Below are 23,980 nucleotides of genomic sequence, written 5' to 3' on the forward strand. Positions count from 1 at the left end.
CGGTGGGTCACAATACCGCGGGGACCGCCGACGCGGCTCGCGCCGCTGCTACACGGAGCCTGTGGGTTGGGCAGTGTCATCGGGCTGCGGTTCAAACCGTCGGGTGACAGGGTCATTGGCGACGGTGGGCCGTGTGCTCCAGCAGCACTTCCATCAGCGCGTGTGCGGCGGCCGAAAGCTTGTGGTCCGGCAAGCGCATCAGGCCGATTCGGCGCTCGACGCTGGGCGACTCCAGCGGCACGCAGCGCGCGCCCAGCTCGTGCATCTGCTCGATGCACAGGGCCGGTACCGCGCTGACGCCCAGGCCATGGGCGACCATGCGCCCGATGGTGCTCAACTGGTGACTTTCGAACGCCACCGCCAGCTTGCCGTGCGCCTCGCTGACGGCGCTTTCCAGCAGCAGGCGGACCGCGGAAGGTCGCTGCAGCGCGATGAAATCATGGGCCAGCAGGGTTGCCCACGTCAGTACCGGTTGCTCGGCCAGCGACGAATCGGCCGGCACCACGGCCACGAAGCGGTCGGTGTAGAAGGGCGTGAACACCAATGACGAGGTGCTTTCCGGCTCGAAGCCGATGCCCAGTTCCACGCGGCGGTGACGAACCATCTCCACCACTTGCTCGTTGATCACGTCATGCACCGCGACATTGACCCGTGGATGGCGGTCGCGAAAGATCCGCAGGGCCCCAGGCAACAGGTTGCCGGCGAACGACGGCATGGCCGCGATGGACACCTTGCCCAATTGCAGGGTGAAGTGCTGGCGCAGCAACTCCTCGGTGTTGTCCCAATCCGCCAGCAGGCGCCGGGCCAGCGGCAGCAGGGCTTCGCCTTCGGGCGTGAGGCTGACGCTGCGCGTGGTACGGATCAGCAGCGCGCCGCCCAGGTCTTCTTCCAGACCCTTGATGGTCAGGCTCAGCGCAGGCTGGGACAGGTGCAACTTTTCGCCCGCCTGGGCAAAGCTCAGGGCCTGGGCCACGGCGAGAAAGGCGCGGAGCTGTTTGACGTTCATCTATTTGGAAAACCAATCAATACCGAAGAAAAACAAAATTAACAAATTAGCCGTGCGGGGAGAAGATACCTGCACCCACGCCGTCGCGGCACGGACGGCGCCATGACAAACAATAAAAGGCGAACGATCATGGCTGGACTCGATAAGCGAGTGGCAACCTACGCACAGGCGCTCGATGGCCTGCGCGATGGCATGACGGTATTGGCCGGCGGCTTCGGCCTGTGCGGCATTCCGGAGAACCTGATCGCCGAGATCAAGCGGCTGGGCGTGCGCGATCTCACGGTGGTGTCCAACAACTGCGGCGTCGACGGTTTCGGCTTGGGTGTACTGCTCGAAGACCGGCAGATCCGCAAGATGATCGCCTCCTACGTGGGCGAAAACGCGCTGTTCGAGCGGCAGTTGCTCGATGGCGAACTGGAAGTCGAACTGACCCCTCAAGGCACCCTGGCCGAGAAGATGCGCGCCGGCGGCGCTGGCATCCCCGCGTTTTTCACTGCCACCGGCTACGGCACACCGATTGCCGAAGGCAAGGAAGTGCGCGAATTCAATGGCCGCCAGTACATCCTGGAACAAGCCATCACCGGCGACTTCGCCATCGTCAAAGGCTGGAAGGCCGACCACTTCGGCAACGTGGTCTATCGTCATACCGCACAGAACTTCAATCCGCTGGCCGCCAGTGCCGGACGCATCACCGTGGTCGAGGTCGAAGAGATCGTCGAGCCGGGCGTGTTGCTGCCCGAGCATATCCACACGCCAGGCATCTATGTCGACCGGGTGATCCAGGGCACCTTCGAGAAGCGCATCGAGAAGCGCACGCTCAAGGCCTGATCGTTTCCTTTCTGCGCTGTTTCCCACGAGGTTTTTTCCATGGCACTTACCCGCGAACAGATGGCCCAGCGCGTGGCGCGCGAACTGCAGGACGGTTATTACGTGAACCTGGGCATCGGCATCCCGACCCTGGTGGCCAACTACGTGCCACCTGGCATCGACGTGATGCTGCAATCGGAAAACGGCCTGCTCGGCATGGGCGAATTCCCCACCGAGGCCACCGTCGACGCCGACATGATCAATGCCGGCAAACAGACCGTGACCGCGCGCCTGGGCGCCTCCATCTTCGACTCGGCGCAGTCGTTCGCGATGATTCGCGGCGGTCATGTCGACCTTACCGTGCTCGGCGCCTTCGAGGTGGACGTGCAGGGCAACATCGCTTCCTGGATGATCCCCGGCAAGCTGGTCAAGGGCATGGGTGGGGCCATGGACCTGGTGGCCGGTGCGGAGAACATCATCGTCACCATGACCCACGCGTCCAAGGACGGCGAGTCGAAACTGCTGCCTGTGTGCACCCTGCCGCTGACCGGCGCTGGTTGCATTCGCAAGGTGCTGACCGACTTGGCTTATCTCGAGATCGAAGACGGTGCGTTCATCCTCAAGGAGCGGGCGCCTGGCGTCAGCATCGATGAAATCAAGGCGAAAACGGCCGGCAAGTTGATCATTGCCGACGATGTGATCGAAATGAGTTTCTGAAAACTTCCTGCCAACACCTGCAGCTCTCCAACTATAAAAACAAGGAAACACCACCATGTCCGCACACCTGGAAGAGAGCCGCTACGCTCGCTTCGCCCTGCGCTGTTCGAGCTGGGCCGAGCGCTGGTTCCCCGACTCCTACGTATTCGCCGCCGCGGCGGTGCTGCTGGTCGCATTGGGCGCGCTGGCCATCGGCGGCACGCCGACGGCCACGGCCACCGCGTTCGGCGACGGGTTCTGGAGCCTGATTCCGTTCACCATGCAGATGGCCTTCGTGGTCATCGGCGGCTACGTCGTGGCCAGCTCGCCGCCCGCCGTGAAACTCATCGACCGGCTGGCGCGCATCCCGCGCAATGGACGCTCGGCAGTGGCCTGGGTGGCACTGATCTCGATGGCGGCCTCGCTGCTCAACTGGGGCCTGTCTCTGGTGTTCGGCGGCCTGTTAGTGCGCGCGCTGGCGCGACGCACCGATCTGCGCATGGACTATCGCGCCGCCGGCGCTGCAGCGTACCTGGGTCTGGGCGCGGTCTGGGCCCTGGGGCTGTCATCGTCGGCGGCGCAGTTGCAGGCCAACCCGGCCAGCCTGCCGCCGTCGATCCTGTCCATCACCGGTGTCATCCCGTTCACCCAGACCATTTTCCTCTGGCAATCAGGCGTACTGCTGCTCGCGCTGGTAGTCGTTTCGCTGGTGGTCGCCTATGCCACCGCGCCCGGCCCGAACTCGGCCCGCGATGCCCAGGCGTGCGGCGTCGACCCGGCTTTCAGCCTGCCGCCGCTGAGCAAGCGCAGCCGACCGGGTGAATGGCTGGAATACAGTCCGCTGATCACTATCTTCCTGGTGTTGCTCGCCGCAGGGTGGCTGTTCCACGAGTTCTCCACCAAGCCGGCGATTACGGCCATCTCGGGGCTCAATACCTATAACTTCCTGTTCATCATGCTCGGCCTGCTGCTGCACTGGCGTCCCCGCAGCTTTCTCGATGCCGTGGCGCGTGCCGTGCCGACGACCACCGGTGTGCTGATTCAATTTCCCCTGTACGGCTCCATCGCCGCGATCATGACCACGGTCAAGGGCGGCGACGCGCAGACCCTGGCTCACCACATCTCGACCTTCTTCGTGCAGATCGCCTCCCACGATACCTATGCGATGCTCATGGGCGTGTATTCGGCGGTGTTGGGATTCTTCATCCCATCGGGTGGGGGCAAATGGATCATCGAGGCGCCCTACGTCATGCAGGTGGCCAACGAGTTGCAGTACCACCTGGGCTGGGCGGTGCAGATCTACAACGCTGCCGAAGCCTTGCCGAACCTGATCAACCCGTTCTACATGCTGCCGTTGCTGGGTGTGTTGGGCCTGAAGGCACGCGACCTGATCGGCTTCTCGTTTGTGCAACTGCTGGTACACGCGCCGTTGGTGCTGTTTCTGCTCTGGGCGTTGGGCACTACGCTGGCGTACATCCCACCGACTGCACCCTGACCAGTGGAGGAGCTGCGCTACGTTGATCGGGAATATTCCCCCGCCGGGCGACTGATTCAGGGAGAACTATTGCACAGGCACGTTCGCTCGGGGTACACATCTAGGTTGAATGGGGGACAGGCTGGACGCCCCCCCATCGTGAACCGATGCAGGGAGATGTGGAAATGCTTGATAACGGCGCGGGCGGGGATACCGAGCAGAATGAACCCGTGGATCAGATCATCTTTCGGGAGATTCGCAATCTGCACACCGCCGCCTCCAGAGACCTGGATCAGGCTGCAGTGCAGATCATAGGCAAGGTCGAAAGGTTCAGGGAGCAGGGTCTGATTAGCTCGGAGGCCGCACGGCAGCTGATTTTCGACGTACGCAACGAGCGCAGCCGCATCAGCCGCTAAGCGGCCTTCGAAGGGGGGCGGCGATCAGCCGCCGGTGGTGTCGATATCGGCGTCTGTTTCCTCATCGTCCGCACTGGTCGAAGGATCGACTTCCGGCTCGGACTTGAAGTCCGGACTGAAGCGATTGCCTTCGGCTGTGGTCGGATCGTTGGAATCAGGGCGGACGGCCGGGTCATTGGGCGTGGCGTTGGCCGCACTGCTGGTGTCACGGTCGACATCGTTCGGCGCAGGTGTCTTGTGTTCGCTCATATCATTCTCCCTAGGCTCAAGCGTGCAGGGTCAATCAGAGCTTGCCGCCTTCAGAGCCAGTCCCATCACCCATGTCATGACTGCCGGACTCTGGCTTGGTCACGGCGCCGCCCATGGAGCTGCCTTCCGGGTTGCCGGTGTTCTGTGGCTTGATCTGAGTGCTGGTGCCGTCACGCGGCGCGCTGGAACCATCGGTGTTGCCATTGGGCATGTTGGTGCCGGTGCCGGACGGTACGCCTACGGCCGAGGGCACGGTGCCTTTGGCTGCAGGGTTGGTCGGGCCGGTGCTGTTGTCGGCCATGGCCGGTACGGCAGCGGCGGTCAGCAGGCCTGCCAACAGGGCTGCGTTGATGCGTTTCAGGCTTTTCATGGAGCTCTCCTTGTTCGTGAATGCGTCATGCATTGGGCTGCGGGCACACGTCAGTGGTGCCCGCGTGCCGACGAACGGTATGCCCGATAAACAAGCGTCGGCCGCGAAAGGCGCGCTGCGGACACAGTCCGCAGTGGCAGGGTCAGGCGAGCAGTTGCGAGCCCAGCTGGAAGGCGACCCATACGGCGAGGATGGTGGCGAAGCCCAGGGAGATGTTCTCGAACCAGTTGTTGCGGTAGTTGCCGAGCAACTTCTTCTGGTTGGACATAATCAGCAGGCCGAGGGAGATCACTGGCAGGCCGATGATGTTCAGCGCATTAACACCGATGGTCAGGGTCACGAAGTTAGGCATGCCCGGCAGCGACCACACCAGCGGCGTGACGAGGATGAACAGCAGGAACCACTTGTGCATCGGATCGTGATGGAATTCCTTGCCGTACTTCTCGCGACGCTCGGGTCGTATGTGCTGGAAGGCATCGGTGATCAGCATGGGGAAGGCGGTCGTCTTGCCGGCGATGCTGGCGAACAGGGTGGCGAACACGCCGACGAAGAAGATCAACCAGCCGCCGGTGCCAAAGAACATCTGCAGCGCCGCGCCCAGATCGTCCAGGGTTTTCACTTCGATCCCGTTGGGACGCAGGATTTCCGCGCCGACCACCCAGATGGCCAGGTTGATGATGATCCCGACGAACACCGCGAACAGCAGGTCGTTGCGCTGGATGCGCTTGTGTTCCGGGCCGACCCAGCCTTTCTGGCGCATCACGTAGGGGTGCACGAAATTGGCGATCGAACCGGCCACCGCACCGATCACCGACACGGCTACCAGTAGGGCACCGTGCACGCCTTCATCCGGCGGAATGCTAAAACCGATGGTACCGGCCAGGATGCCGCCCACATCGGGTTTGGACATGATCGCCAGCGCCATGAACGCCAGGGTCATCAGGGCCAGCAAGCCTTTCATGACGCCTTCGATCAGCGAGTAGATGTTGCGACCCACCAGCAGCCACACGCCCAGTACCACGGCGAAGGAGGCGAGCAACGGTTGATTGATGTGCAGAAGGGTGGCCAGTGCTTCACCAGCGCCCTTGATCATGTACGCATTGGTCAGGTGACCCATGATCAGGGCGTACCCCAGCATGAACCAAGCGAAGAAGGGGTGCAGTTGCGCGTAGCCCTGCAGGATGGTCATGCCCTGGTTGTTGCACAGCTGGAAGCGGGCAATGATGTTGACGATGAGGAATCTGAGCAGCAGCGACACCGCCAGCACCCACATCATCGCGTAGCCATAGTTGGCGCCGGCCACGGAGGAGGTGATCAGGTCGCCTGCGCCGAGCCATGACAGGACGGCAATGATGCCCGGTCCGACGATCTTGGCGAGCCTGCCCAGGCGAGTCGTGGGGGCGGCCGCCTTCTTTTCGAGCGAGTGGGTACTCGTCATGGGTGAATTCCCTTTGTTGTTTTTGTGGATGGAACAGTGGGTTATTCAAGCATGAGTTAGGATGTCATATGACCTGACGAGTTGCAAAAGGTGTAAGTGGATGTTTCCCTGCGTTCGCAGGTTTTTCTGCGTGTACCGGTGGCCTCGCGAACTCCTGTAGCAGCGGCGCAAGCCGCGTCGGCGGCGCATGCGGTGTACCTGAAGGACCGCGGTCCTATCGGAAGCGGCTGAACCAACTGGGCGAATGGCCTTCTTATGAGCCTTAGCGCAAGAGGAATGCACCCATGTCGAAGATCATTGTCGACGACGTCACGCCCCCGGCCGATGCCAAGGCCGATGTGTTGATGTTCGGTACCCCCAAGGACCGTCTGGACTTCTACCGCAAGGAAATCCAGTACGAAACCTCCATCCTTTCCAACCGCACCGACGCCTACCTCTCCGCGCAGTCGTTCCTGGTCATCGCCTACGCTTCGTCCATGGCCAACCTGAACCCGGAGTGGGGCAAGCTTTTTACCCTGGTCGTGCCGCCGTTGTTGGCGCTGTTCGGTCTGGTCAGTTCGCTGCACGCATGGCCGGGCATTCGCTCGGCCTATGACATCATCGATCACTGGCACTTCAAGCAGAGCCAGTTGCTCGACAGCGAGCCGGCCATGGGCGCGGCCTATGACGAATCACCGCTGTTCAGCGAGCGCGAGTCGAACGAGAAACGCTGGCGCGGGGCGTTGATGTTCTCGATGAGGTCGCCGTTTCTGTTCAGCGTGCTGTGGGCGATACTCGGGGTTTTCGCGGTGTATGCGCAATACACCAATCCGGGCGGCTGAATGCAGAAGGCCCCTGCGGTTGCAGGGGCCTTCTGGTGGTGAGGGTCAGCGGATCAACGCACCGAGCTTATCGCCTGCTGACGACTGCGCTCGTATTCCTGGGAATCCACCGCCGCAGCATCGGGTTTGCCCAGATCAGCCATGGGAATGCGGTAGGTCTCCTTGGCAGTGAAGGCTGCCAGCGCTGCGATGCAGCACACACCCAGGGCCAGCGAGCCGACCACCATGGGAATGTTGGTGGAGCCGGGCGGCGCCATCGCTGCGAACAGTGCTGGCAACAGGGCGGTGATCAGCGTGCCGACGTTCTGCGAGATGGCCATGGCCGACACGCGATAGCGGGTCTGGAACAGCTCGGGGTAGAAGCTTGGGAACACCGCGTTGTAGCCCTGATAGAACACGCCCCACATCAGGATCGACATGCCGAACGCCAAGGGCACGTTGTGGATGCTGATCGCGTACAGGTAGAAGAACGACAGAATGCCCGAGCTCAGCGCGCCACCGATGATCATTGGACGACGACCGATGCGGTCGGAGAGGTTGCCCACGAAGGGAATCACGCACACCGCGACGATATTGCCGACCACCGGAATCCACAGGTACACACTCTTGGCGAAACCGATGCCGTAGGCCGGCTGCACGGCGTAGGCCGCGCCGAAGATGGTGGCCACTACCGGAATGACGTTCATCAGCGCCATGCACATCACCAGGCCCATGTTGCGCCAGCTGTGCTTGAACGCCTCGACGACTGGGGATTTGGGGATGGCGGCGCGCGCTTCCACGGTTTCGAAAGCCGGGGTTTCATTGACTTCGCGACGGATGATGTAGCCGGCGATCAGCACCACGGCGCTGAGCAGGAACGGAATCCGCCAGCCCCATGAGTTGAACGCTTCATCCGGCATGAAGTAGGCCAGGGGCAGGAAGATCGCCGCGGCGAAGATCTGTCCGGCCTGCACGCCCTGCAAGGTGAAACTGGCGTAGTAGCCTCGTCTGCCGAAGGGCGCATGTTCGAGAATCATCGAACTGGCCCCGGAGATTTCCCCCGCCACCGCGAAGCCCTGGATCAGGCGCAGTACCACCAGCATGGCCGGAGCCCAGAGGCCGACCTGACTGTAGGTGGGGAGCAGGCCCACGGCCATGGTGGCGAAACCCATGAGGAACATGCACAGCAGCAAGACGTTCTTGCGGCCGCGTGTATCGCCCCAGTGGCCCAGGAAGAACGCACCGATGGGACGTGCAACGTAGCCCACGCCGTAGGTGGCCAGCGAGGCAACGATGGCGACCTTGGGGTCGGTGTTGGGGAAAAAGATCTGCGGGAAGATCAGCGCCGCGGCTTGGGCATAAATGAAGAAGTCGTAGTATTCCAGGGCGGAACCGACCCATCCGCTGGCGGTGGCCTTCTTGGTTTGCTGCGAGCCGTGCGATTCTGACTGAGCATGCGCCATGCTGTGTCTCCGTTGTTTTTATTATGAAGCATTGGAACCGTTGGCTTCGTTTCTACCCCCTGCAGGCAAGCTTGCGAGCGCGGAGGAGAGGCAAAACTAACTGGGTAGTTAATGTTTAGCAGTGGCGTCGAATGAGTGTCAATACGGCCGCACACGCGGGTTGCAGCGAGGATCCGTTCGTTCTGCGTGCAAGACTGCCCCAAGTGACTTCGTGTTTCAATCGAAAGTGGCGGTCTAGAGCGGTTCGGCCATGGCTGAGCGGCGCCTCGGCGGTCGCTTTCATTGCCTAGCTTGCTTGGTATTGTAGCCGCTGATCGCACACATTTGTTAGAGGTCCACAAGCGGCGCCAGCCGCGTCGACGGCGCCCGCAGTGTGCCAGATGGTCTGTGTTGAAACCGGACGCGGCTCGCGCCGCTGCTACAGGGGATCGCGAATCCTCATGAAATGCTTAACCACGCCGTGGGTCAGGCCAACTCCCGGACCAGGTTGCCCAGTGTCTGCATGGCCGCCAATTGCACCTTGTCCATCGGCGTGCCGTAATTCAGCCGGATGCAGTTGCCGAAACGGCCACTGGCCGAAAAGATCGGCCCCGGTGCGATGCTGATGCCTTGCGCCAGCGCTAGACGGAACAACTGCAGGGAGTCGACCCGCGGCGGCAGCTCGAGCCAGAGAAAATAACCGCCGTCGGGGCGACTCACTCGCGTCTCTTCGGGAAAGTACCGTGCGATCGCCGCCATCATCGCGTGCTGCTGACTTTGCAGCGCATCGCGCAACCGATGCAGATGGCGATCGTAACCACCGTGCTGGAGATAATCGGCGATCGCCGCCTGACCCGGTACCGACGCGCAGATCGAAGTCATGATCTTCAACCGCTCGACCTTCTGCGCAAAGCGTCCGGCGGCCACCCAGCCGATGCGGTAGCCCGGTGCCAGGCTCTTGGCGAACGAACCGCAATGCAGCACCCAGCCGTCGCGGTCATAGGCCTTGGCAGGGCGTGGCGCGTGCTGGCCGAAGTACAGCTCGGCGTACACATCGTCCTCGATCAAGGGCACCTGGTGCTGATGCAACAACTCCACCAATTGACGCTTGCGTGCCTCGGGCATGCTCGCGCCGACCGGGTTCTGAAAGGTCGGCATGCACCAGCAGGCCTTGATCGGCAGGCGTTGCAGGGCATTGGCCAGGGCATCCACATCGAGCCCCTCGCGCGGATGAGTGGGGATCTCCACGGCCTTGAGCTTGAGGCGCTCCAGCACTTGCAGGCAGGCATAGAAGGCCGGTGCCTCGATGGCCACCATGTCACCCGGCTCGGTCACCGCCTGCAGGCACAGGTTCAATGCTTCCAGCGCGCCGTTGGTGATCAGCAACTCTTCGACCGGCAGGGTCATCCCGGCGATGTTGTAGCGCAAGGCGATCTGCCGGCGCAGCCCCGGACTGCCGGGCGACAGATCCGTCACCGTTTCGCGCGGATGCATGGCGCGGCTGGTGCTGGCCAGGGAGCGGGCCAGACGCGGCAGGGGAAACAGCTCGGGGCTGGGGAATGCCGAACCCAGGGCGACCGTGTTCGGGTCCTTGATCGAATCGAGAATGGAGAACACCAGTTCGCTGACGTCGACATCGGTCGACTCCGCCAGTGTCTGCGTTTCCACCTGGGGTTCTTGCAGAGCACGCTCGGCCAGCGCATTGACGAAGTAACCCGAGCGGGGCCGGGCGCGAATCAGGCCTCGGCGTTCGAGCAGGTAGTACGCCTGGAACACCGTCGAAGGACTTACGCCCTGGGTCTGGCTGGCATGACGCACTGAAGGTACGCGCTCATCGGGCTTGAGCACGCCGGTGCGGATCAGCTCGGCAATGTGGGCGGCAAATTTCTCGTAGCGTTTCATTACCGGCCTGGTGGTCTTGGGCAGGGCTGCACTATGCCACCTGGACGGCCCCGCGCACAGCCGACAGACGTGACTGGCACCGTCTGACTGCTGTGCGCGATGTTTCAGCCTTGCAGAGGCACAGGGTCGGCGGGTGGGTCGCCAACCGGTGTGGGTGGTACCGTGGGTTGCACAGGCACCCCCTCGGGTTCATCGCTTGGCGACGACGGCGGCAGGTTCGGCTGGTCGATGTTGGGATCGGGGGTTCCGGGTGGAAGTGGAAGGCTCATGGCGCTACCTCTGCAAAGTGAAGGACAAGGAGGAAGAGTAGTGCCTGCGGTGGACACCGCAGACCACCATTTGGCTCCCTGGCCGGTACATTGAAGCTGCAAAGGCATATGAACTTTCCCACCCGGCCCGGCTCCGAACCTAAGCGATTGAAAAACCCGATTCACTTCACCGCTTGCACAAGCACAACAGCGTCCAGGCGACGCACAGGAGCAAGGCTCGATGACGGCTGATCAGACTATCCCGACGGACCAGAACGCGACCGATGCACAGACGCCAGACCATGTGCTGAGCCTGTCCCAGGCGCTGCTGCTGCCACGGATCGTGATCGAAGACACTCAGCCTGCCATCGACGGTGGGCAGTTCGCCGTCAAGGCCATCGTTGGCCAGACCGTTACGGTCAGCACCAAGGTCTATGCTGATGGCCACGACAAACTGGCCGTGGTTCTGCGCTGGCACGAGGCCGGCTCCGACACCTGGCACAGCACTAGCATGCGCGAACTGGGCAACGACAGCTGGGAAGCGGAACTGGTCATCGACAGCGTCGGCACCTATGCCTACTGTATCGATGCCTGGATCGACCAGTTCGCCAGCTACCGTTACGAGCTGGAAAAGAAATTCGCTGCCGGCGTCACCATCGAGCTCGAACTGGAAGAAGGTCGCCTGCACCTCGCACAAGCCGCCGCGCGCAGCCAGGACACCCTGGCTCGCCAGTTGCGTCAGCTTCACGATGAACTGCAGGGGCTGGATCAGGACGCCAAGGTTGCGCTGCTGTTGCAGCGTGATACCCAGGCGCTGATGTCCCTGGCCGATCATCGTGCCTTCCTGTGCACCAGCATCGAATTCCCCCTGGACGTGGAACGGGAACTGGCGCAGTTCGCCAGTTGGTACGAGCTGTTCCCGCGTTCGATCACCGACGACAAGGCGCGCCACGGCACCTTCAACGACGTGCACAGCCGTCTGCCGATGATTCGCGACATGAACTTCGACGTGCTGTATTTCCCGCCGATCCATCCGATCGGCCGTGCGCACCGCAAGGGCCCGAACAACTCCCTGACTGCAGGCCCGGACGATCCCGGCAGCCCGTACGCCATCGGCAGCGCCGAAGGCGGACACGAAGCCATTCACCCGCAGTTGGGTACCCGCGAAGACTTCCGTGCACTGGTGGCTGCTGCTGCCGAGCACGGGCTGGAAATCGCCCTGGATTTCGCCATCCAGTGCTCGCAGGATCACCTCTGGCTCAAGGAGCATCCGGGCTGGTTCAGCTGGCGCCCGGATGGCACCATCCGCTACGCGGAAAATCCGCCGAAGAAATATCAGGACATCGTCAACGTCGACTTCTACGCGGCTGATGCCGTACCAGGTCTGTGGACCGAACTGCGCGATGTGGTCTGGGGTTGGGTCGAGGAGGGCGTGAAGATCTTCCGCGTCGACAATCCGCACACCAAACCGCTGCCGTTCTGGCAATGGCTGATTGCCGATATCCGCAGCAAGGACCCAAGCGTGATGTTCCTGGCCGAGGCGTTCACCAAGCCTGCGATGATGGCGCGCCTGGGCAAGGTCGGGTATTCCCAGAGTTACACCTACTTCACCTGGCGCAACACCAAGCCTGAGCTGACCACCTATTTCACTCAGTTGAACCAGGCACCCTGGGCTCACTGCTACCGGCCGAACTTCTTCGTCAATACGCCGGACATCAACCCGTTTTTCCTGCATGACAGCGGCCGCGCCGGGTTCCTCATCCGCGCCGCGCTGGCGACGATGGGCTCGGGCCTGTGGGGCATGTACTCGGGTTTCGAACTGTGTGAATCGGCGCCGATCCCCGGCAAGGAAGAGTACCTGGACTCGGAGAAATACGAGATCCGGCCACGGGATTACACCGCGCCGGGCAACATCATTGCCGAGATTGCCCAGCTCAACCGTATCCGTCGTCAGAACCCGGCGCTGCAAACACATCTGGGCGTCGAGTTCTTTCAATGCTACAACGACAACATCCTGTATTTCGGCAAGCGCACGGCCGACCGCAGCAACTATGTACTGGTCGCGGTCAGCCTGGATCCGCACAACGTTCAGGAAGCCCATTTCGAGCTGCCGTTGTGGGAGCTGGGGTTGGACGACAATGCATCCACCAATGGCGAAGACCTGATGACCGGGCACCGCTGGACGTGGCATGGCAAGACCCAGTTCATGCGGATCGACCCCGGCTACCAGCCGTTCGGCATCTGGAGGCTCACGCGCGTCGAGGTGTGAATACTCGTCTCGCGCTGCACCCTCGCTGTACGCTGCACTCCTGGCCACACGTTGCAATCAATGTTGCCTAGCCGCACAAGACAGGGAAACAACAATGGCGAAAAAGCCTCGGTCGCAAGCGTTCATCGATGACCCGCTCTGGTACAAGGACGCGGTTATCTATCAGGTCCACGTCAAGTCATTCTTCGACTCCGACAACGATGGCATCGGTGACTTTCCGGGGTTGATCGCCAAACTCGATTACATTGCCGATCTGGGCGTCAACACCATCTGGCTGTTGCCGTTCTACCCCTCGCCGCGTCGCGACGATGGCTACGACATTGCCGAGTACAAGGCCGTGCACCCGGACTACGGCACCTTGGCCGACGCGCGCCGCTTCATCAACGAGGCGCACAAGCGCGGTTTGCGAGTGATCACCGAACTGGTGATCAACCACACTTCCGACCAGCACCCGTGGTTCCAGCGTGCGCGCAAGGCCAAGAAAGGCTCCAAGGCCCGCGATTTCTATGTGTGGTCCGATAGCGACGAGAAATACGACGGCACGCGGATCATCTTTCTGGACACCGAAAAGTCCAACTGGACCTGGGATCCGGTGGCCGGTCAGTACTTCTGGCACCGGTTCTATTCCCATCAGCCCGACCTGAATTTCGACAATCCGCAGGTGATGAAAGCGGTCATCGATGTGATGCGCTACTGGTTGGACATGGGCATCGACGGTCTGCGCCTGGATGCCATTCCGTACCTGATCGAGCGTGACGGCACCAACAACGAGAACCTGGCCGAGACCCATCAGGTGCTCAAGCAGATACGTGCCGAGATCGATGCCAACTACCCCGATCGCATGCTGTTGGCCGAAGCCAATCAGTGGCCGGAAGATACCCAGCTGTATTTCGGCGAGGCGAAGGGCGACGACGGCGACGAATGCCACATGGCCTTTCACTTCCCGTTGATGCCGCGCATGTACATGGCGCTCGCCCAGGAAGACCGGTTTCCGGTCACCGACATCCTGCGTCAGACCCCGGCGATCCCGGCCAATTGCCAATGGGCGATCTTTCTGCGCAACCACGATGAACTGACCCTGGAAATGGTCACCGATCGTGAACGCGACTACCTGTGGAACTACTACGCCGCCGACAGCAGGGCGCGGATCAATCTCGGCATTCGTCGTCGCCTGGCGCCGCTGCTGGAACGGGACCGCCGCCGCGTCGAGCTGCTCAACAGCCTGCTGTTGTCCATGCCCGGCACACCGACCCTGTATTACGGTGACGAAATCGGCATGGGCGACAACATCTACCTGGGCGATCGTGACGGCGTGCGCACGCCGATGCAGTGGTCGATTGACCGCAACGGCGGCTTCTCCCGCGCCGACCCGGCCAGCCTGGTATTGCCGCCGATCATGGATCCGCTGTATGGCTACCAGTCGGTCAACGTCGAGACCCAGGCCAACGATCCGCACTCGCTGCTCAACTGGACCCGGCGCATGCTCGCCGTGCGCCGCCAGCAGAAGGCATTCGGTCGGGGCAGTCTGACCATGCTCACGCCGACCAACCGACGCATTCTGGCCTACGTGCGCGAATACACAGGTAGCGATGGCAAGACCGAGATCGTGTTGTGTGTCGCCAACGTCTCGCGTGCCGCCCAAGCGGCTGAATTGGATCTGTCCCAGTACGCCGGCATGGTGCCGGTGGAAATGCTCGGTGGCAGCGCCTTCCCACCCATCGGTCAGCTGAATTTTCTGCTGACCTTGCCACCCTACGGCTTCTATTGGTTCCTGCTGGCCAGCGAAACCCAGATGCCGAGTTGGCACGTCGAACCGGCCCAAAGCATGCCTGACTTCCAGACCCTGGTGTTGAAACAACGGATGGAGGAGTTGCTCGACGAGCCGTCGCGCAGCACTCTGGAACACACGTCATTGATGCAGTACCTGCCCAAGCGCCGCTGGTTCGGTGGCAAGGACGTTGCCATCGACAACCTGCGCATCGCCTACGGCGTGCGCTTCGGCACCGCGCAGAATCCCGTGCTGTTCAGCGAGCTGGAAGTCACAGCCGGTGGGCAGACCAGCCGCTACCAGTTCCCGTTCGGCTTCATCCCCGAAGACCACAGCGGTTCGCCGCTGCCGTTGCAACTGGCGCTGTCGCGGGTTCGACGCGGCCGTGAAGTCGGCTTGATCACCGATGCGTTCGTGCTGGAAAGCTTCATCCATTCGGTGATCGAAGGGCTGCAGGTGCAGAAGACATTGTCCAGCGCCGAAGGCGAGATCCGCTTCCAGGCCACCGATCACTTGGCAGCGTTGAAGCTGGACCAGGGTTCGGTCATCCGCTACCTGTCGGCCGAGCAGTCCAACAGTTCGGTGGTGGTCGGCGGCAGCCTGGTGTTGAAGATGATCCGTCGCGTGAGTGGCGGCATTCACCCCGAGCTTGAGATGGGCGCCTACCTGACCGCTGCCGGCTACGCCAATATCTCACCTCTGATGGGCTCGGTCAGCCGTGTGGATGCCAGCGGCACCCCGCACCTGTTGATGATTGCCCAGGGCTATCTGAACAATCAGGGCGACGCCTGGGAGTGGACACAGAACAACCTCGAACGCGCCATTCGCGATGAAATGGCCTTCGCCCATGCCGAGCAGGGCCAGCGCTACGACGCCTTGGGCGAACTGGCCGACTTTGCCGCCATGTTGGGCCAACGCCTGGGCGAGATGCACGTGGCCCTGGCCGCACCCGGTGCACAGGCTGATTTCCTGGCCCGCGTGAGCACCGAGAAAGACGCCCAGAGCTGGACCGCGAGTATTTCCAGTCAGGTCGAACGGGCGCTGAATCTGCTCGAACAGCGTCGCGCCGATTTTGCCGAGCAGGATCAGGCTCTGGTGGCCGAACTGTTGAGCGAGCGCGAGACGCTGCTGGCCCATGTGCAGCAACTCAGCCAGCAGGCCATCGGTGGCTTGATCATGCGTGTGCATGGCGACCTGCACCTGGGTCAGATGCTGGTGGTGCAGGGCGATGCCTACCTGATCGACTTCGAAGGCGAGCCGGCTCGGCCCCTCGAAGAGCGTCGAGCCAAATACAGCCCTTACAAAGACGTCGGTGGTGTGTTGCGCTCCTTCGACTATGCGGCGGCCATGGCCGTGCGCAATGTGCAGAGCACGGACGCCTCCGACGAGGCGGCGCTGGCACGTCAGCGCGTGGCCAAGCGTTATCTGGCAGAAGCCCGTCAAGCCTTCATCGGCGCCTATGACCTGGCGACCCAGGCCGTGCCCCATCAGTGGCAGAACCCTGAGGGTGCCCGCGCTGCACTGGATTTGTTCAGCCTTGAAAAGGCTGCCTACGAGATCGCTTATGAAGCGGAGAATCGCCCGAGCTGGTTGGCCGTGCCCTTGCACGGACTGTTCGGGCTCTTGAGTACGAGGGAGAATAAGCAATGAGTGCGCACAGCGAACAGGGCAAGCGTGATGTTGGCGCGTTGCCGGCAAAAGCCGATATCGAGGCGCTGATCCGTGCCGATCATTCCGATCCGTTCTCGGTTCTGGGTGCCCACAGCGACGGTGGTACGGGTAGCTATATTCGTGCCTATCTGCCGACCGCATTGAGCGTACAGGTACTGGCCAAGGACGGTGGTCATCCGTTGACCACGCTCGACCAGGGCGATGTACCTGGCTTGTTCACCGGCCACATCGAGCAAAGCCAGCCGTATCTGCTGCGCGTGCAGTGGGCCGGTGGTGTGCAGGTCAGTGAAGATCCGTACAGCTACGGCAACTTGCTGGGCGACATGGACATCTATCTGTTTGCCGAAGGCAAGCACCGCAATCTGGGCAGCGTATTCGGGGCGCAGTTCATCGAGATCGACGGTGTCCAGGGCACCCGCTTTGCCGTCTGGGCACCCAACGCCAAGCGCGTTTCGGTGGTCGGTGACTTCAACGTCTGGGATGGCCGTCGCCATCCGATGCGTCAGCGCTTTCCATCCGGGGTCTGGGAACTGTTCATCCCGGCGCTGCAACCGGGCGAACCGTACAAGTACGAAATTCTCGGGCAGCACGGCATCCTGCCGTTGAAGGCCGACCCCATTGCGCTGTGCACCGAGCTGCCGCCGTCGACTGCGTCGCGAGTGGCCAAGCCGATGCAGTTTGCCTGGGACGATGACGCCTGGCTCGACGTTCGTGCCGAACGTCACGCCATCGGTGCGCCGCAGTCCATCTACGAGCTGCATGCCGGTTCGTGGATGTGCGAACTCGATGAAGCGGGTGAAGTGGTCCGTCCCTACAACTGGCACGAATTGGCCGAGCGCCTGATTCCCTACGTGCAGAAGATGGGGTTCACCCACATCGAACTGCTGCCGATCATGGAGCATCCGTTCGGTGGTTCGTGGGGCTACCAGCCGCTGTCGCAGTTCGCGCCGTCGGCTCGCTATGGCACACCGGAAGACTTCGCGGCATTCGTCAATGCCTGCCACAAAGCCGAAATCGGCGTGATCCTCGACTGGGTACCTGCGCATTTCCCGACCGACGAACACGGTCTGGCACGCTTCGATGGCACGGCGCTGTACGAGTACGACAACCCGCTGGAAGGCTTCCACCAGGATTGGAATACGCTGATCTATAACTTGGGCCGCACTGAAGTCCACGGTTTCATGATCGCGTCCGCTGTGCATTGGCTCAAGCACTTCCATATCGACGGGCTGCGTGTGGATGCCGTGGCGTCGATGCTGTATCGCGACTATTCACGCAAGGCCGGTGAGTGGATTCCCAATCAATACGGCGGTCGAGAAAACCTGGAAACCATCGCGTTCCTGCGTCACCTCAACGACGTGGTGAAACAGGAAGTACCGGGCGCTATGGTGATTGCAGAAGAATCCACGGCATGGCCGGGTGTTACCCAGCCGACTCAAGAAGGTGGCCTGGGCTTCGACTACAAGTGGAACATGGGCTGGATGCACGACACGCTCAACTATATCCAGAACGACCCGATCCACCGGCCGCATCACCACAGCCAATTGAGCTTTGGCCTGGTGTACGCCTATTCCGAGCACTTCGTGCTGCCGATTTCCCATGACGAAGTGGTGCACGGCAAGCATTCGCTGATCGACAAGATGCCGGGCGACCGCTGGCAGCAATTCGCCAACCTGCGGGCCTATCTGACCTTCATGTGGACCCACCCGGGCAAGAAGCTGCTGTTCATGGGCTGCGAATTCGGCCAGTGGCGCGAGTGGAACCACGACCATCAGTTGGACTGGTACCTCACGCAGTATTCGGAGCACTCGGGTGTGCAGCAGCTGGTCGCCGACTTGAATCGGTTGTACCGCGACGTACCGGCCCTGCACCAGCAGGACTGCCAGCCTGAAGGCTTCCAATGGATCATCGGTGATGACGCCACCAACAGTGTCTTTGCGTGGCTGCGCTGGAGCGCTAGCGGCGAGCCGGTACTGGTGGTCGCCAACTTCACCCCGGTGCCACGCGAGAGCTACACCGTGGGCATACCGTTTGGCGGTGAGTGGGAAGAGCTACTCAACAGCGATGCGGAGCAATACGCCGGTTCCAACTACGGCAACGGCGGCAAGGTGTTTGCCAGCGAGGAGGGCAGCCATGGCCAGCCGCACTCGATCACCCTCAATCTGCCACCGCTGGGCGTGCTGATCCTGCGTCCTACGCGAGCCGATATCCAGGGCTGATGCCAACGAAAAGGGGCTTCTTCAAGAAGCCCCTTTTTTATCGGCTGCACACGCGGCCTGCTGCGCTATCAAACCTGCGCTACCCAGTCTGTGCTAATCAGCGCAACCCCTCGTGCTGTGCCACGGTGGTCGGTTGAAGACCCCACAGCTCCAGCAGAAAGTCGCCTTCCCTGTGTTCTATCAGCCGGTGCATACCGAGTTCGGACTGCAGCTGGGCATGTACCTGCTCTGCAGTCTGCGGGGCGCCTTCGATGCTTGCCAGCCAGTGGCAGGCCACCAGTTGACCGCCGGGCTTGAGTGAGCGCCGAACCTGTTCGATGACCTGGCTGAAGTCGGTGCGATTCAAGTAGTAACCCAGTTCGTTGAGCACGATCAGGTCGAAGCGTTCGCTTGGCCAGTCGGCGGGCAGGGCTGCTTGCCTGGCGTGGGCATGATCCAGCTCGTGCAAGCGCGCCTGGGTCAGGCCGACCGCACGGGCGTTCATGTCGCAGCTGAGCAGGTAGTCGCAGCGGGTCGACAGGGCCATGCTGGTTTCTCCGTTGGCGCAGCCTGGCTCGAAGATGGCGCCATAGTGCTCATGCGGCAGGCAGGCCAGCAGCAGGGCACGCTTGCGTCGTTCGTACCAGCGATGGCGCATCGCCCAAGGGTCGTCATTGCCATCGTAGAGCTTGTCGAAATACTGGTTGTCGACGCTGTCTGCGCTCATAGAAAGACGACCTCGAACGGCTGCAGCAGCCGCTCCAATACATAGGGTGGAAGAACCGGTGCCAGACCGATCTGCGGGTCGCCTTCCAGTTGGCTGGCAAAGGCGTGGGCGGCGTGGCTCTTGCGCGCCACCATGACCTTGTCCAGGGGCAGCTTGTGCGCTCGTTCCCAAGGGATTCGATCGTCTTCGGGCGCGGCCCAATGCCAGGTCCAGATTGGCAGCTCGTGATGAACCGCTCCCACCGCTGCAGCGGCCGTCGCGCCCGCGCGGCCACTGGCCTCGTGGTCGGTGTGGCCATCGTTGCACCAGGTGCTGAACACGACATCGTTGGGCTTGAGATAGCGCTGGATGAAGTCCGTGAGCCGTTGTTCGTCACGGGCCACACCGCTGTCGGCGAAACCGCCGCGGATCCACTGCAGGCTGTGCAGGGGCAGACCCAGGCGGCGCACCGCCTCGTTGCTTTCTTGCGGGCGTACGGCGCTCAGGCGTTCGGCCGTCCAGGTCTGCGATCCGGGGTGACTGGCGCTGCCGTCGGTGACGGAGATGATCAGGATCGGCCGTTCCAACTGCGCGAGCAATTGCAGCAGCCCGCCGCAGCCGAGCACTTCGTCGTCAGGGTGCGGGGCGATGATCACCGCTCGTGAACCGGCAGGGACCAGGGTCTGGGCATCGATCAGCGGCAATTCGGCCAGATGCCTGGAGCTGCGCCAGGCCTGCAGGGGCGTACCCTGGCCTACGATAGGGTTCTCTTTCATAAACTCCAGGTCCGCGTCGTGGGGGCGCCAAGCAATTGCCCAAGCGCGGCCAGGTCGCGTTCGGCATGGCTCTGTCGCAGGTACACCGGCAGATCGGCGATCAACCGGGCGAAATGAGGATCCTTGCAATACGGGCCGGCACCCATGGCCCGGCCAACGTGACTGATGACGGTTTCTGCGGTCTCTTCGGCCACCGCACGGCACAGCCGCGCCGAATGCTCGAAAGGGCCGTCGGGCTGTTGATCGGCTGCATTGGCCGCTTGGCGCAACACGGCGATGCAAGCGCCCAGCGCACGATCCACCGCGCCCAGGTGAGCCAAGGCGTGGGGCTCGGGACGGGCGTGACAATTCTGGGCCAGGTGGCGTGCCAGTTCACGGGCAGCACCGAACCAGCACGCGGCGATACCGATCCCGCCCAGCCAGAACCCCGGTCGGCTCAGGTAGCCCCCAGCCGGTCCGACATACCAGCCTTCGGCATTTTCCAGCAGGATTTCGACGCTGCCGGTACTGGCCATGCCCACCGCGTGCCAGCCGTCGTCGGTGACGCACAGGTTGGGCTGATCCATCGGCACGGCGACCAACTGCTGCTGGCCGTCGTCATCCCAGGCGGTGAGCAGGCCATGAGTGACGACGCCGGCGCCCGAACACCAGGCCTTGCGGCCACTGAGCACCGCACGATCGCCCTCGCGCCGGACCATCACCCGGGCCTGGGGCGGCTCCGATGCCCAGGTGCCCCAGATCGAGCCTTCCGGCACAGACTGTGCGCGTAGCTCCTGCATGATTGCCAGGGCGTCGGTATGCCCCTCATACAGCTTGCACAAGCCCAGGTCATGCCCGGCCACGGCGGCCAGGCATTGCCAACGTTGCAACGTGTCGCCACCGGCCGGCAGCGGCAGGCTGTCCAGGCCCAGACTGCACAAGCGCTGCATTTCCTTTCCCAGCGCTGCAGTGTCGGCGTAGCCCTGTGGTGGGCGGGTCAGCGCTTCGATCAGGGTTGGCTTCATTCTTCGAGGTCCCGGTGCAGTTCGAACATCAGCATCGAGCGACCGGTTACCAGGAATTCGCTGCCGAACTCCAGACGCTCATGCTCGCCCAGCTCCGGGCGGTTGGTGTCGATGCGACAGTTCCAGTACTCGCCTTCCGGCACTTGAGGCAGGATGAAATTGACCACGTCGTGGTGAGCGTTGACGATCAGCAGCAAGGTGGCATCGGCCCCCGGCTTGCGAATGCCGCTGGGCTGCGCACGGCCATCGAGCATCATGCCCAGGCAGCGGCCGTTGGGATCTTCCCATTGCTCGGCGGTCATTTCGTTGCCCAATGGATCCAGCCAGGTGACGTCCTTGACGCCGATCGCTTCGTTGTATTCACCCACCAGGAAACGGTTGCGACGCAGGATCGGATAGCTGTTGCGCAGTTTCACCAGGCGCTTGACGAAGCGCAGCAGGCCTTTGCCTTCCTCGTCCAGCTCCCAGTTGATCCAGCCGATCTCGCTGTCCTGGCAATAGGCATTGTTGTTGCCGCCCTGGGTGCGCGAGAACTCGTCGCCGGCGACGATCATCGGTGTGCCCTGGGAGAACAGCAGGGTGGTGAAGAAGTTGCGCATCTGGCGCAGGCGCAGCTCGACGATTTCCGGGTCATCGCTGGGGCCTTCGACTCCGTGGTTCCAGGAGACGTTGTTGCTGGTGCCGTCCTGGTTGTCCTCCTCGTTCTCTTCGTTGTGCTTGTCGTTGTACGACACCAGATCGCGCAGGGTGAAGCCGTCGTGGGCGGTGATGAAATTCACCGAGGAATACGGGCGGCGGCCACGCTGGTTGAACATGTCGCCGGAGCCGGTCATTCGTGCGGCGAAGTCGGCGAGCTGGCCGTCGTCGCCTTTCCAGAAGGCCCGCACGGTGTCGCGGAAGCGATCGTTCCATTCGGCCCAGCCGGGGGCGAAACCGCCCACCTGGTAGCCGCCTGGGCCGCAGTCCCACGGTTCGGCGATGAGCTTGACCGTGCGCAGTACCGGGTCCTGACGGCAGGCTACGAGGAAGCTGTGACGTTCGGAGAAGCCGTCGTGGTAGCGACCTAGAATAGTTGCCAGGTCGAAGCGGAAGCCGTCGACGTGCATCTCCGACGCCCAGTAGCGCAGCGAGTCGGTGACCATCTGCAGCACACAGGGGTGGCTCAGGTCCAGGGTGTTGCCGGTGCCCGAGTCATTGATGTAATAGCGCTTGTTCTCCGGCATCAGGCGGTAGTAGGAGGCATTGTCGATACCGCGCATCGACAGGGTCGGGCCTTGCTCGTTGCCTTCGGCGGTGTGGTTGTAGACCACGTCGAGAATCACTTCCAGGCCGGCGTCGTGCAGGTGCGCGATCATCTCCTTGAACTCGGCGATCTTGCCGCTGGCGATGTAGCGCGAATGCGGGGCGAAAAAGGCAATGCTGTTGTAGCCCCAATAGTTGTTCAGGCCTTTCTGCAGCAGATGCTGGTCGTTGACGAAGCCGTGGATGGGCAGCAGCTCGATCGAGGTGACGCCCAGCTTTTTCAAGTGGTCGACCACTTCCGGCACGGCGAGGCCGGCGAAGGTGCCGCGCAACGCTTCCGGCACCGCCGGGTGCTGCATGGTCAGGCCGCGCACATGGGCCTCGTAGAAGATCGTCTTGTCCCACGGGACGCTGACGCGGTGGTCGCGGCCCCAGGTGTAGGCCGGGTCGATGACCTTGCTTTTGGGCACGAAGGGCGCACTGTCGCGCTCGTCGAAACTGAGGTCACCATCGGGATGCCCGATGGTGTAGCCGAACAGGGCTTCGGACCACTTCAACTCACCGACCAGTTGCTTGGCATACGGGTCGATCAGCAGTTTATTGGGGTTGAAGCGGTGGCCGTTTTCCGGATCGTAGGGACCATGCACACGGTAGCCGTAGATCAGCCCCGGGTGGGCGTCGGGCAGGTAGCCGTGGTAGATCTCGTCGGTGTACTCGGGCAACTCGATGCGCTCGATCTCTTCTTCGCCGCTGGCGTCGAAGATGCATAGCTCGACCTTGGTGGCATTGGCCGAAAACAGCGCGAAGTTGACGCCCAGGCCATCCCAGGTCGCGCCGAGCGGGAAGGGCAGGCCTTCACGGATACGCGAGGGTTCGGCGGGTTCTGGCGCTGGTGCAGCTTTTTTTTGCGGACTCATGGTCGATCCTTGCTCTTGGTTTGCACGCGTACGGCGCAGGCAGATGTCACGGCATCTTCGGTGTCTTCAGAGTCGGGTGTACGAGGGTGTGCAACGGGTTGGAAGACGCGCCGTGCGAGTGACGGGCGTTTGATGTCGTGAAACCGCGACCATCCAGCCCTGAGGCTGGATCGGCGAAAAATGGGCCCGCGTGCCCGGGGAAGGTGGTACGCGGGCGGGTATCACTTTGCAGCAGGCTTCTTCGGCGCCCGCGGCTTTTTCGGGGCGGCTGGCTTGGTGTCGTCCTCGGCCTTTGCAGCCGAGTCGGCGGTCGCCTGGTCAGCAGCCTTGGCCGGTGGCTTGGGCTTGGCGGCAGGGGCTTCACCGGCAGCTTTCGGCTTTGGCTTGGGCTTTGGCTGAGCCGCTGCCTTGGGCTTGGCCGGTGCCTTGCCCTTGCTTGGCTTGGACGGTGCCAGCGCTTCGGCTTCGGCCAGTTTTCGCGCCATTTCCCAATGACGCTCTTCCTGACCTTCGGGCTGGCCTTCGGATTCCCAGATCTGATAGGCGAATTCGCGGACTCGTTTGTCGTCGGCACTCATTTC

The 23,980-nt window shown here is 62.4% G+C and carries 20 protein-coding genes; 8 read left to right on the forward strand and 12 right to left on the reverse strand.

All coding sequences use genetic code 11. From position 1 onward, the window contains the following. Positions 1-112: 112 nt before the first annotated feature. Entirely contained in the window at positions 113-1,006 is an 894-nt protein-coding gene (locus tag QMX89_RS07495) for a LysR family transcriptional regulator (RefSeq protein WP_282347652.1), read from the reverse strand. Between the two features lie 129 nt (positions 1,007-1,135). Between QMX89_RS07495 and QMX89_RS07500 the strand changes: the two genes are divergently transcribed. From QMX89_RS07500 to QMX89_RS07515, 4 genes are all read left to right on the forward strand, one after another. After that, the gene (locus QMX89_RS07500) at positions 1,136-1,834 is read left to right on the forward strand and encodes a CoA transferase subunit A (protein WP_049860137.1); all 699 of its coding nucleotides are present in this window, start codon (positions 1,136-1,138) and stop codon (positions 1,832-1,834) included. Between the two features lie 39 nt (positions 1,835-1,873). Beyond that, positions 1,874-2,530 (forward strand): CoA transferase subunit B, encoded by a 657-nt coding sequence (locus tag QMX89_RS07505; RefSeq protein ID WP_049860138.1) that lies wholly within the window; start codon positions 1,874-1,876, stop codon positions 2,528-2,530. 55 nt (positions 2,531-2,585) lie between these two features. Then, the gene (locus tag QMX89_RS07510) at positions 2,586-4,004 is read left to right on the forward strand and encodes a TIGR00366 family protein (RefSeq protein ID WP_282347653.1); all 1,419 of its coding nucleotides are present in this window, start codon (positions 2,586-2,588) and stop codon (positions 4,002-4,004) included. 164 nt (positions 4,005-4,168) lie between these two features. Then, positions 4,169-4,399, forward strand: a complete 231-nt coding sequence (locus QMX89_RS07515; RefSeq protein WP_049860139.1) for a hypothetical protein — start codon at positions 4,169-4,171, stop codon at positions 4,397-4,399. 24 nt (positions 4,400-4,423) lie between these two features. Here QMX89_RS07515 and QMX89_RS07520 read toward each other — a convergent pair whose 3' ends face one another. From QMX89_RS07520 to QMX89_RS07530, 3 genes are all read right to left on the reverse strand, one after another. Then, a complete protein-coding gene (locus QMX89_RS07520; RefSeq protein ID WP_282347654.1) occupies positions 4,424-4,648 on the reverse strand; it encodes a hypothetical protein in 225 nt (74 codons plus the stop codon). A 34-nt stretch (positions 4,649-4,682) separates the two neighbouring features. Continuing rightward, positions 4,683-5,018, reverse strand: coding sequence for a hypothetical protein (locus tag QMX89_RS07525; protein WP_056842527.1), 336 nt, complete (start codon positions 5,016-5,018; stop codon positions 4,683-4,685). A gap of 142 nt (positions 5,019-5,160) precedes the next feature. Then, positions 5,161-6,456: an Nramp family divalent metal transporter gene (locus tag QMX89_RS07530; RefSeq protein WP_282347655.1), complete on the reverse strand. Its 1,296-nt coding sequence runs from the start codon at positions 6,454-6,456 to the stop codon at positions 5,161-5,163. Positions 6,457-6,740: 284 nt separating this feature from the next. Here QMX89_RS07530 and QMX89_RS07535 point away from each other — a divergent pair, with 284 nt between their 5' ends. Then, positions 6,741-7,277 carry a hypothetical protein gene (locus QMX89_RS07535; protein ID WP_049860143.1) on the forward strand — a complete coding sequence of 179 codons (537 nt, stop codon included), beginning with the start codon at positions 6,741-6,743 and terminating at the stop codon, positions 7,275-7,277. A 53-nt stretch (positions 7,278-7,330) separates the two neighbouring features. On the opposite strand, the gene QMX89_RS07540 is transcribed toward QMX89_RS07535, so the two are convergent. From QMX89_RS07540 to QMX89_RS07550, 3 genes are all read right to left on the reverse strand, one after another. Beyond that, positions 7,331-8,719, reverse strand: a complete 1,389-nt coding sequence (locus QMX89_RS07540; protein ID WP_049860144.1) for an MFS transporter — start codon at positions 8,717-8,719, stop codon at positions 7,331-7,333. Positions 8,720-9,184: 465 nt separating this feature from the next. Continuing rightward, positions 9,185-10,600 carry a GntR family transcriptional regulator MpaR gene (gene mapR, locus QMX89_RS07545; protein WP_282347656.1) on the reverse strand — a complete coding sequence of 472 codons (1,416 nt, stop codon included), beginning with the start codon at positions 10,598-10,600 and terminating at the stop codon, positions 9,185-9,187. 104 nt (positions 10,601-10,704) lie between these two features. Continuing rightward, positions 10,705-10,869, reverse strand: a complete 165-nt coding sequence (locus QMX89_RS07550; RefSeq protein WP_282347658.1) for a hypothetical protein — start codon at positions 10,867-10,869, stop codon at positions 10,705-10,707. Between the two features lie 220 nt (positions 10,870-11,089). Here QMX89_RS07550 and QMX89_RS07555 point away from each other — a divergent pair, with 220 nt between their 5' ends. The 3 genes from QMX89_RS07555 (at position 11,090) to glgB (ending at position 18,775) form a co-directional block, all read left to right on the forward strand. Beyond that, positions 11,090-13,117 (forward strand): alpha-1,4-glucan--maltose-1-phosphate maltosyltransferase, encoded by a 2,028-nt coding sequence (locus tag QMX89_RS07555; RefSeq protein WP_282347660.1) that lies wholly within the window; start codon positions 11,090-11,092, stop codon positions 13,115-13,117. A gap of 94 nt (positions 13,118-13,211) precedes the next feature. Further along, on the forward strand, positions 13,212-16,535 hold the full coding sequence (treS, locus tag QMX89_RS07560) for a maltose alpha-D-glucosyltransferase (RefSeq protein ID WP_282347661.1): 3,324 nt from the start codon (positions 13,212-13,214) through the stop codon (positions 16,533-16,535). After that, positions 16,532-18,775 carry a 1,4-alpha-glucan branching protein GlgB gene (glgB, locus tag QMX89_RS07565; protein WP_282347662.1) on the forward strand — a complete coding sequence of 748 codons (2,244 nt, stop codon included), beginning with the start codon at positions 16,532-16,534 and terminating at the stop codon, positions 18,773-18,775. The genes treS and glgB overlap by 4 nt, the downstream gene beginning before the upstream one ends. Positions 18,776-18,872: 97 nt before the next feature. Here glgB and QMX89_RS07570 read toward each other — a convergent pair whose 3' ends face one another. From QMX89_RS07570 to QMX89_RS07590, 5 genes are all read right to left on the reverse strand, one after another. Next, on the reverse strand, positions 18,873-19,481 hold the full coding sequence (locus QMX89_RS07570) for a class I SAM-dependent methyltransferase (RefSeq protein WP_282347663.1): 609 nt from the start codon (positions 19,479-19,481) through the stop codon (positions 18,873-18,875). Next, the gene (locus QMX89_RS07575; protein WP_282347664.1) at positions 19,478-20,236 is read right to left on the reverse strand and encodes a PIG-L family deacetylase; all 759 of its coding nucleotides are present in this window, start codon (positions 20,234-20,236) and stop codon (positions 19,478-19,480) included. Before QMX89_RS07575 ends, QMX89_RS07570 begins: the two co-directional genes overlap by 4 nt. Beyond that, a complete protein-coding gene (locus QMX89_RS07580; protein ID WP_282347665.1) occupies positions 20,233-21,240 on the reverse strand; it encodes an acyl-CoA dehydrogenase family protein in 1,008 nt (335 codons plus the stop codon). The genes QMX89_RS07575 and QMX89_RS07580 overlap by 4 nt, the downstream gene beginning before the upstream one ends. Further along, on the reverse strand, positions 21,237-23,399 hold the full coding sequence (gene glgX / locus QMX89_RS07585; protein ID WP_056842534.1) for a glycogen debranching protein GlgX: 2,163 nt from the start codon (positions 23,397-23,399) through the stop codon (positions 21,237-21,239). Before glgX ends, QMX89_RS07580 begins: the two co-directional genes overlap by 4 nt. A gap of 221 nt (positions 23,400-23,620) precedes the next feature. Then, positions 23,621-23,977: a DUF2934 domain-containing protein gene (locus QMX89_RS07590; RefSeq protein ID WP_134722200.1), complete on the reverse strand. Its 357-nt coding sequence runs from the start codon at positions 23,975-23,977 to the stop codon at positions 23,621-23,623. Between the last annotated feature and the right edge of the window lie 3 nt (positions 23,978-23,980).

Source organism: Pseudomonas sp. PS01301, from assembly GCF_029960215.1.
GTDB lineage: Bacteria > Pseudomonadota > Gammaproteobacteria > Pseudomonadales > Pseudomonadaceae > Aquipseudomonas > Aquipseudomonas coleopterorum.

Excerpts from the sequence above, each read along its gene's own strand:
- QMX89_RS07570 (WP_282347663.1), bottom strand. The coding sequence starts at position 19,481 with ATGAGCGCAGACAGCGTCGACAACCAGTATTTCGACAAGCTCTACGAT.
- QMX89_RS07520 (WP_282347654.1), bottom strand. The coding sequence starts at position 4,648 with ATGAGCGAACACAAGACACCTGCGCCGAACGATGTCGACCGTGACACC.
- QMX89_RS07590 (WP_134722200.1), bottom strand. The coding sequence starts at position 23,977 with ATGAGTGCCGACGACAAACGAGTCCGCGAATTCGCCTATCAGATCTGG.
- QMX89_RS07505 (WP_049860138.1), top strand. The coding sequence starts at position 1,874 with ATGGCACTTACCCGCGAACAGATGGCCCAGCGCGTGGCGCGCGAACTG.
- glgB (WP_282347662.1), top strand. The coding sequence starts at position 16,532 with ATGAGTGCGCACAGCGAACAGGGCAAGCGTGATGTTGGCGCGTTGCCG.
- mapR (WP_282347656.1), bottom strand. The coding sequence starts at position 10,600 with ATGAAACGCTACGAGAAATTTGCCGCCCACATTGCCGAGCTGATCCGC.
- glgX (WP_056842534.1), bottom strand. The coding sequence starts at position 23,399 with ATGAGTCCGCAAAAAAAAGCTGCACCAGCGCCAGAACCCGCCGAACCC.
- QMX89_RS07525 (WP_056842527.1), bottom strand. The coding sequence starts at position 5,018 with ATGAAAAGCCTGAAACGCATCAACGCAGCCCTGTTGGCAGGCCTGCTG.
- QMX89_RS07510 (WP_282347653.1), top strand. The coding sequence starts at position 2,586 with ATGTCCGCACACCTGGAAGAGAGCCGCTACGCTCGCTTCGCCCTGCGC.
- QMX89_RS07550 (WP_282347658.1), bottom strand. The coding sequence starts at position 10,869 with ATGAGCCTTCCACTTCCACCCGGAACCCCCGATCCCAACATCGACCAG.
- QMX89_RS07575 (WP_282347664.1), bottom strand. The coding sequence starts at position 20,236 with ATGAAAGAGAACCCTATCGTAGGCCAGGGTACGCCCCTGCAGGCCTGG.
- QMX89_RS07555 (WP_282347660.1), top strand. The coding sequence starts at position 11,090 with ATGACGGCTGATCAGACTATCCCGACGGACCAGAACGCGACCGATGCA.
- treS (WP_282347661.1), top strand. The coding sequence starts at position 13,212 with ATGGCGAAAAAGCCTCGGTCGCAAGCGTTCATCGATGACCCGCTCTGG.
- QMX89_RS07530 (WP_282347655.1), bottom strand. The coding sequence starts at position 6,456 with ATGACGAGTACCCACTCGCTCGAAAAGAAGGCGGCCGCCCCCACGACT.
- QMX89_RS07580 (WP_282347665.1), bottom strand. The coding sequence starts at position 21,240 with ATGAAGCCAACCCTGATCGAAGCGCTGACCCGCCCACCACAGGGCTAC.
- QMX89_RS07535 (WP_049860143.1), top strand. The coding sequence starts at position 6,741 with ATGTCGAAGATCATTGTCGACGACGTCACGCCCCCGGCCGATGCCAAG.
- QMX89_RS07495 (WP_282347652.1), bottom strand. The coding sequence starts at position 1,006 with ATGAACGTCAAACAGCTCCGCGCCTTTCTCGCCGTGGCCCAGGCCCTG.
- QMX89_RS07515 (WP_049860139.1), top strand. The coding sequence starts at position 4,169 with ATGCTTGATAACGGCGCGGGCGGGGATACCGAGCAGAATGAACCCGTG.
- QMX89_RS07500 (WP_049860137.1), top strand. The coding sequence starts at position 1,136 with ATGGCTGGACTCGATAAGCGAGTGGCAACCTACGCACAGGCGCTCGAT.
- QMX89_RS07540 (WP_049860144.1), bottom strand. The coding sequence starts at position 8,719 with ATGGCGCATGCTCAGTCAGAATCGCACGGCTCGCAGCAAACCAAGAAG.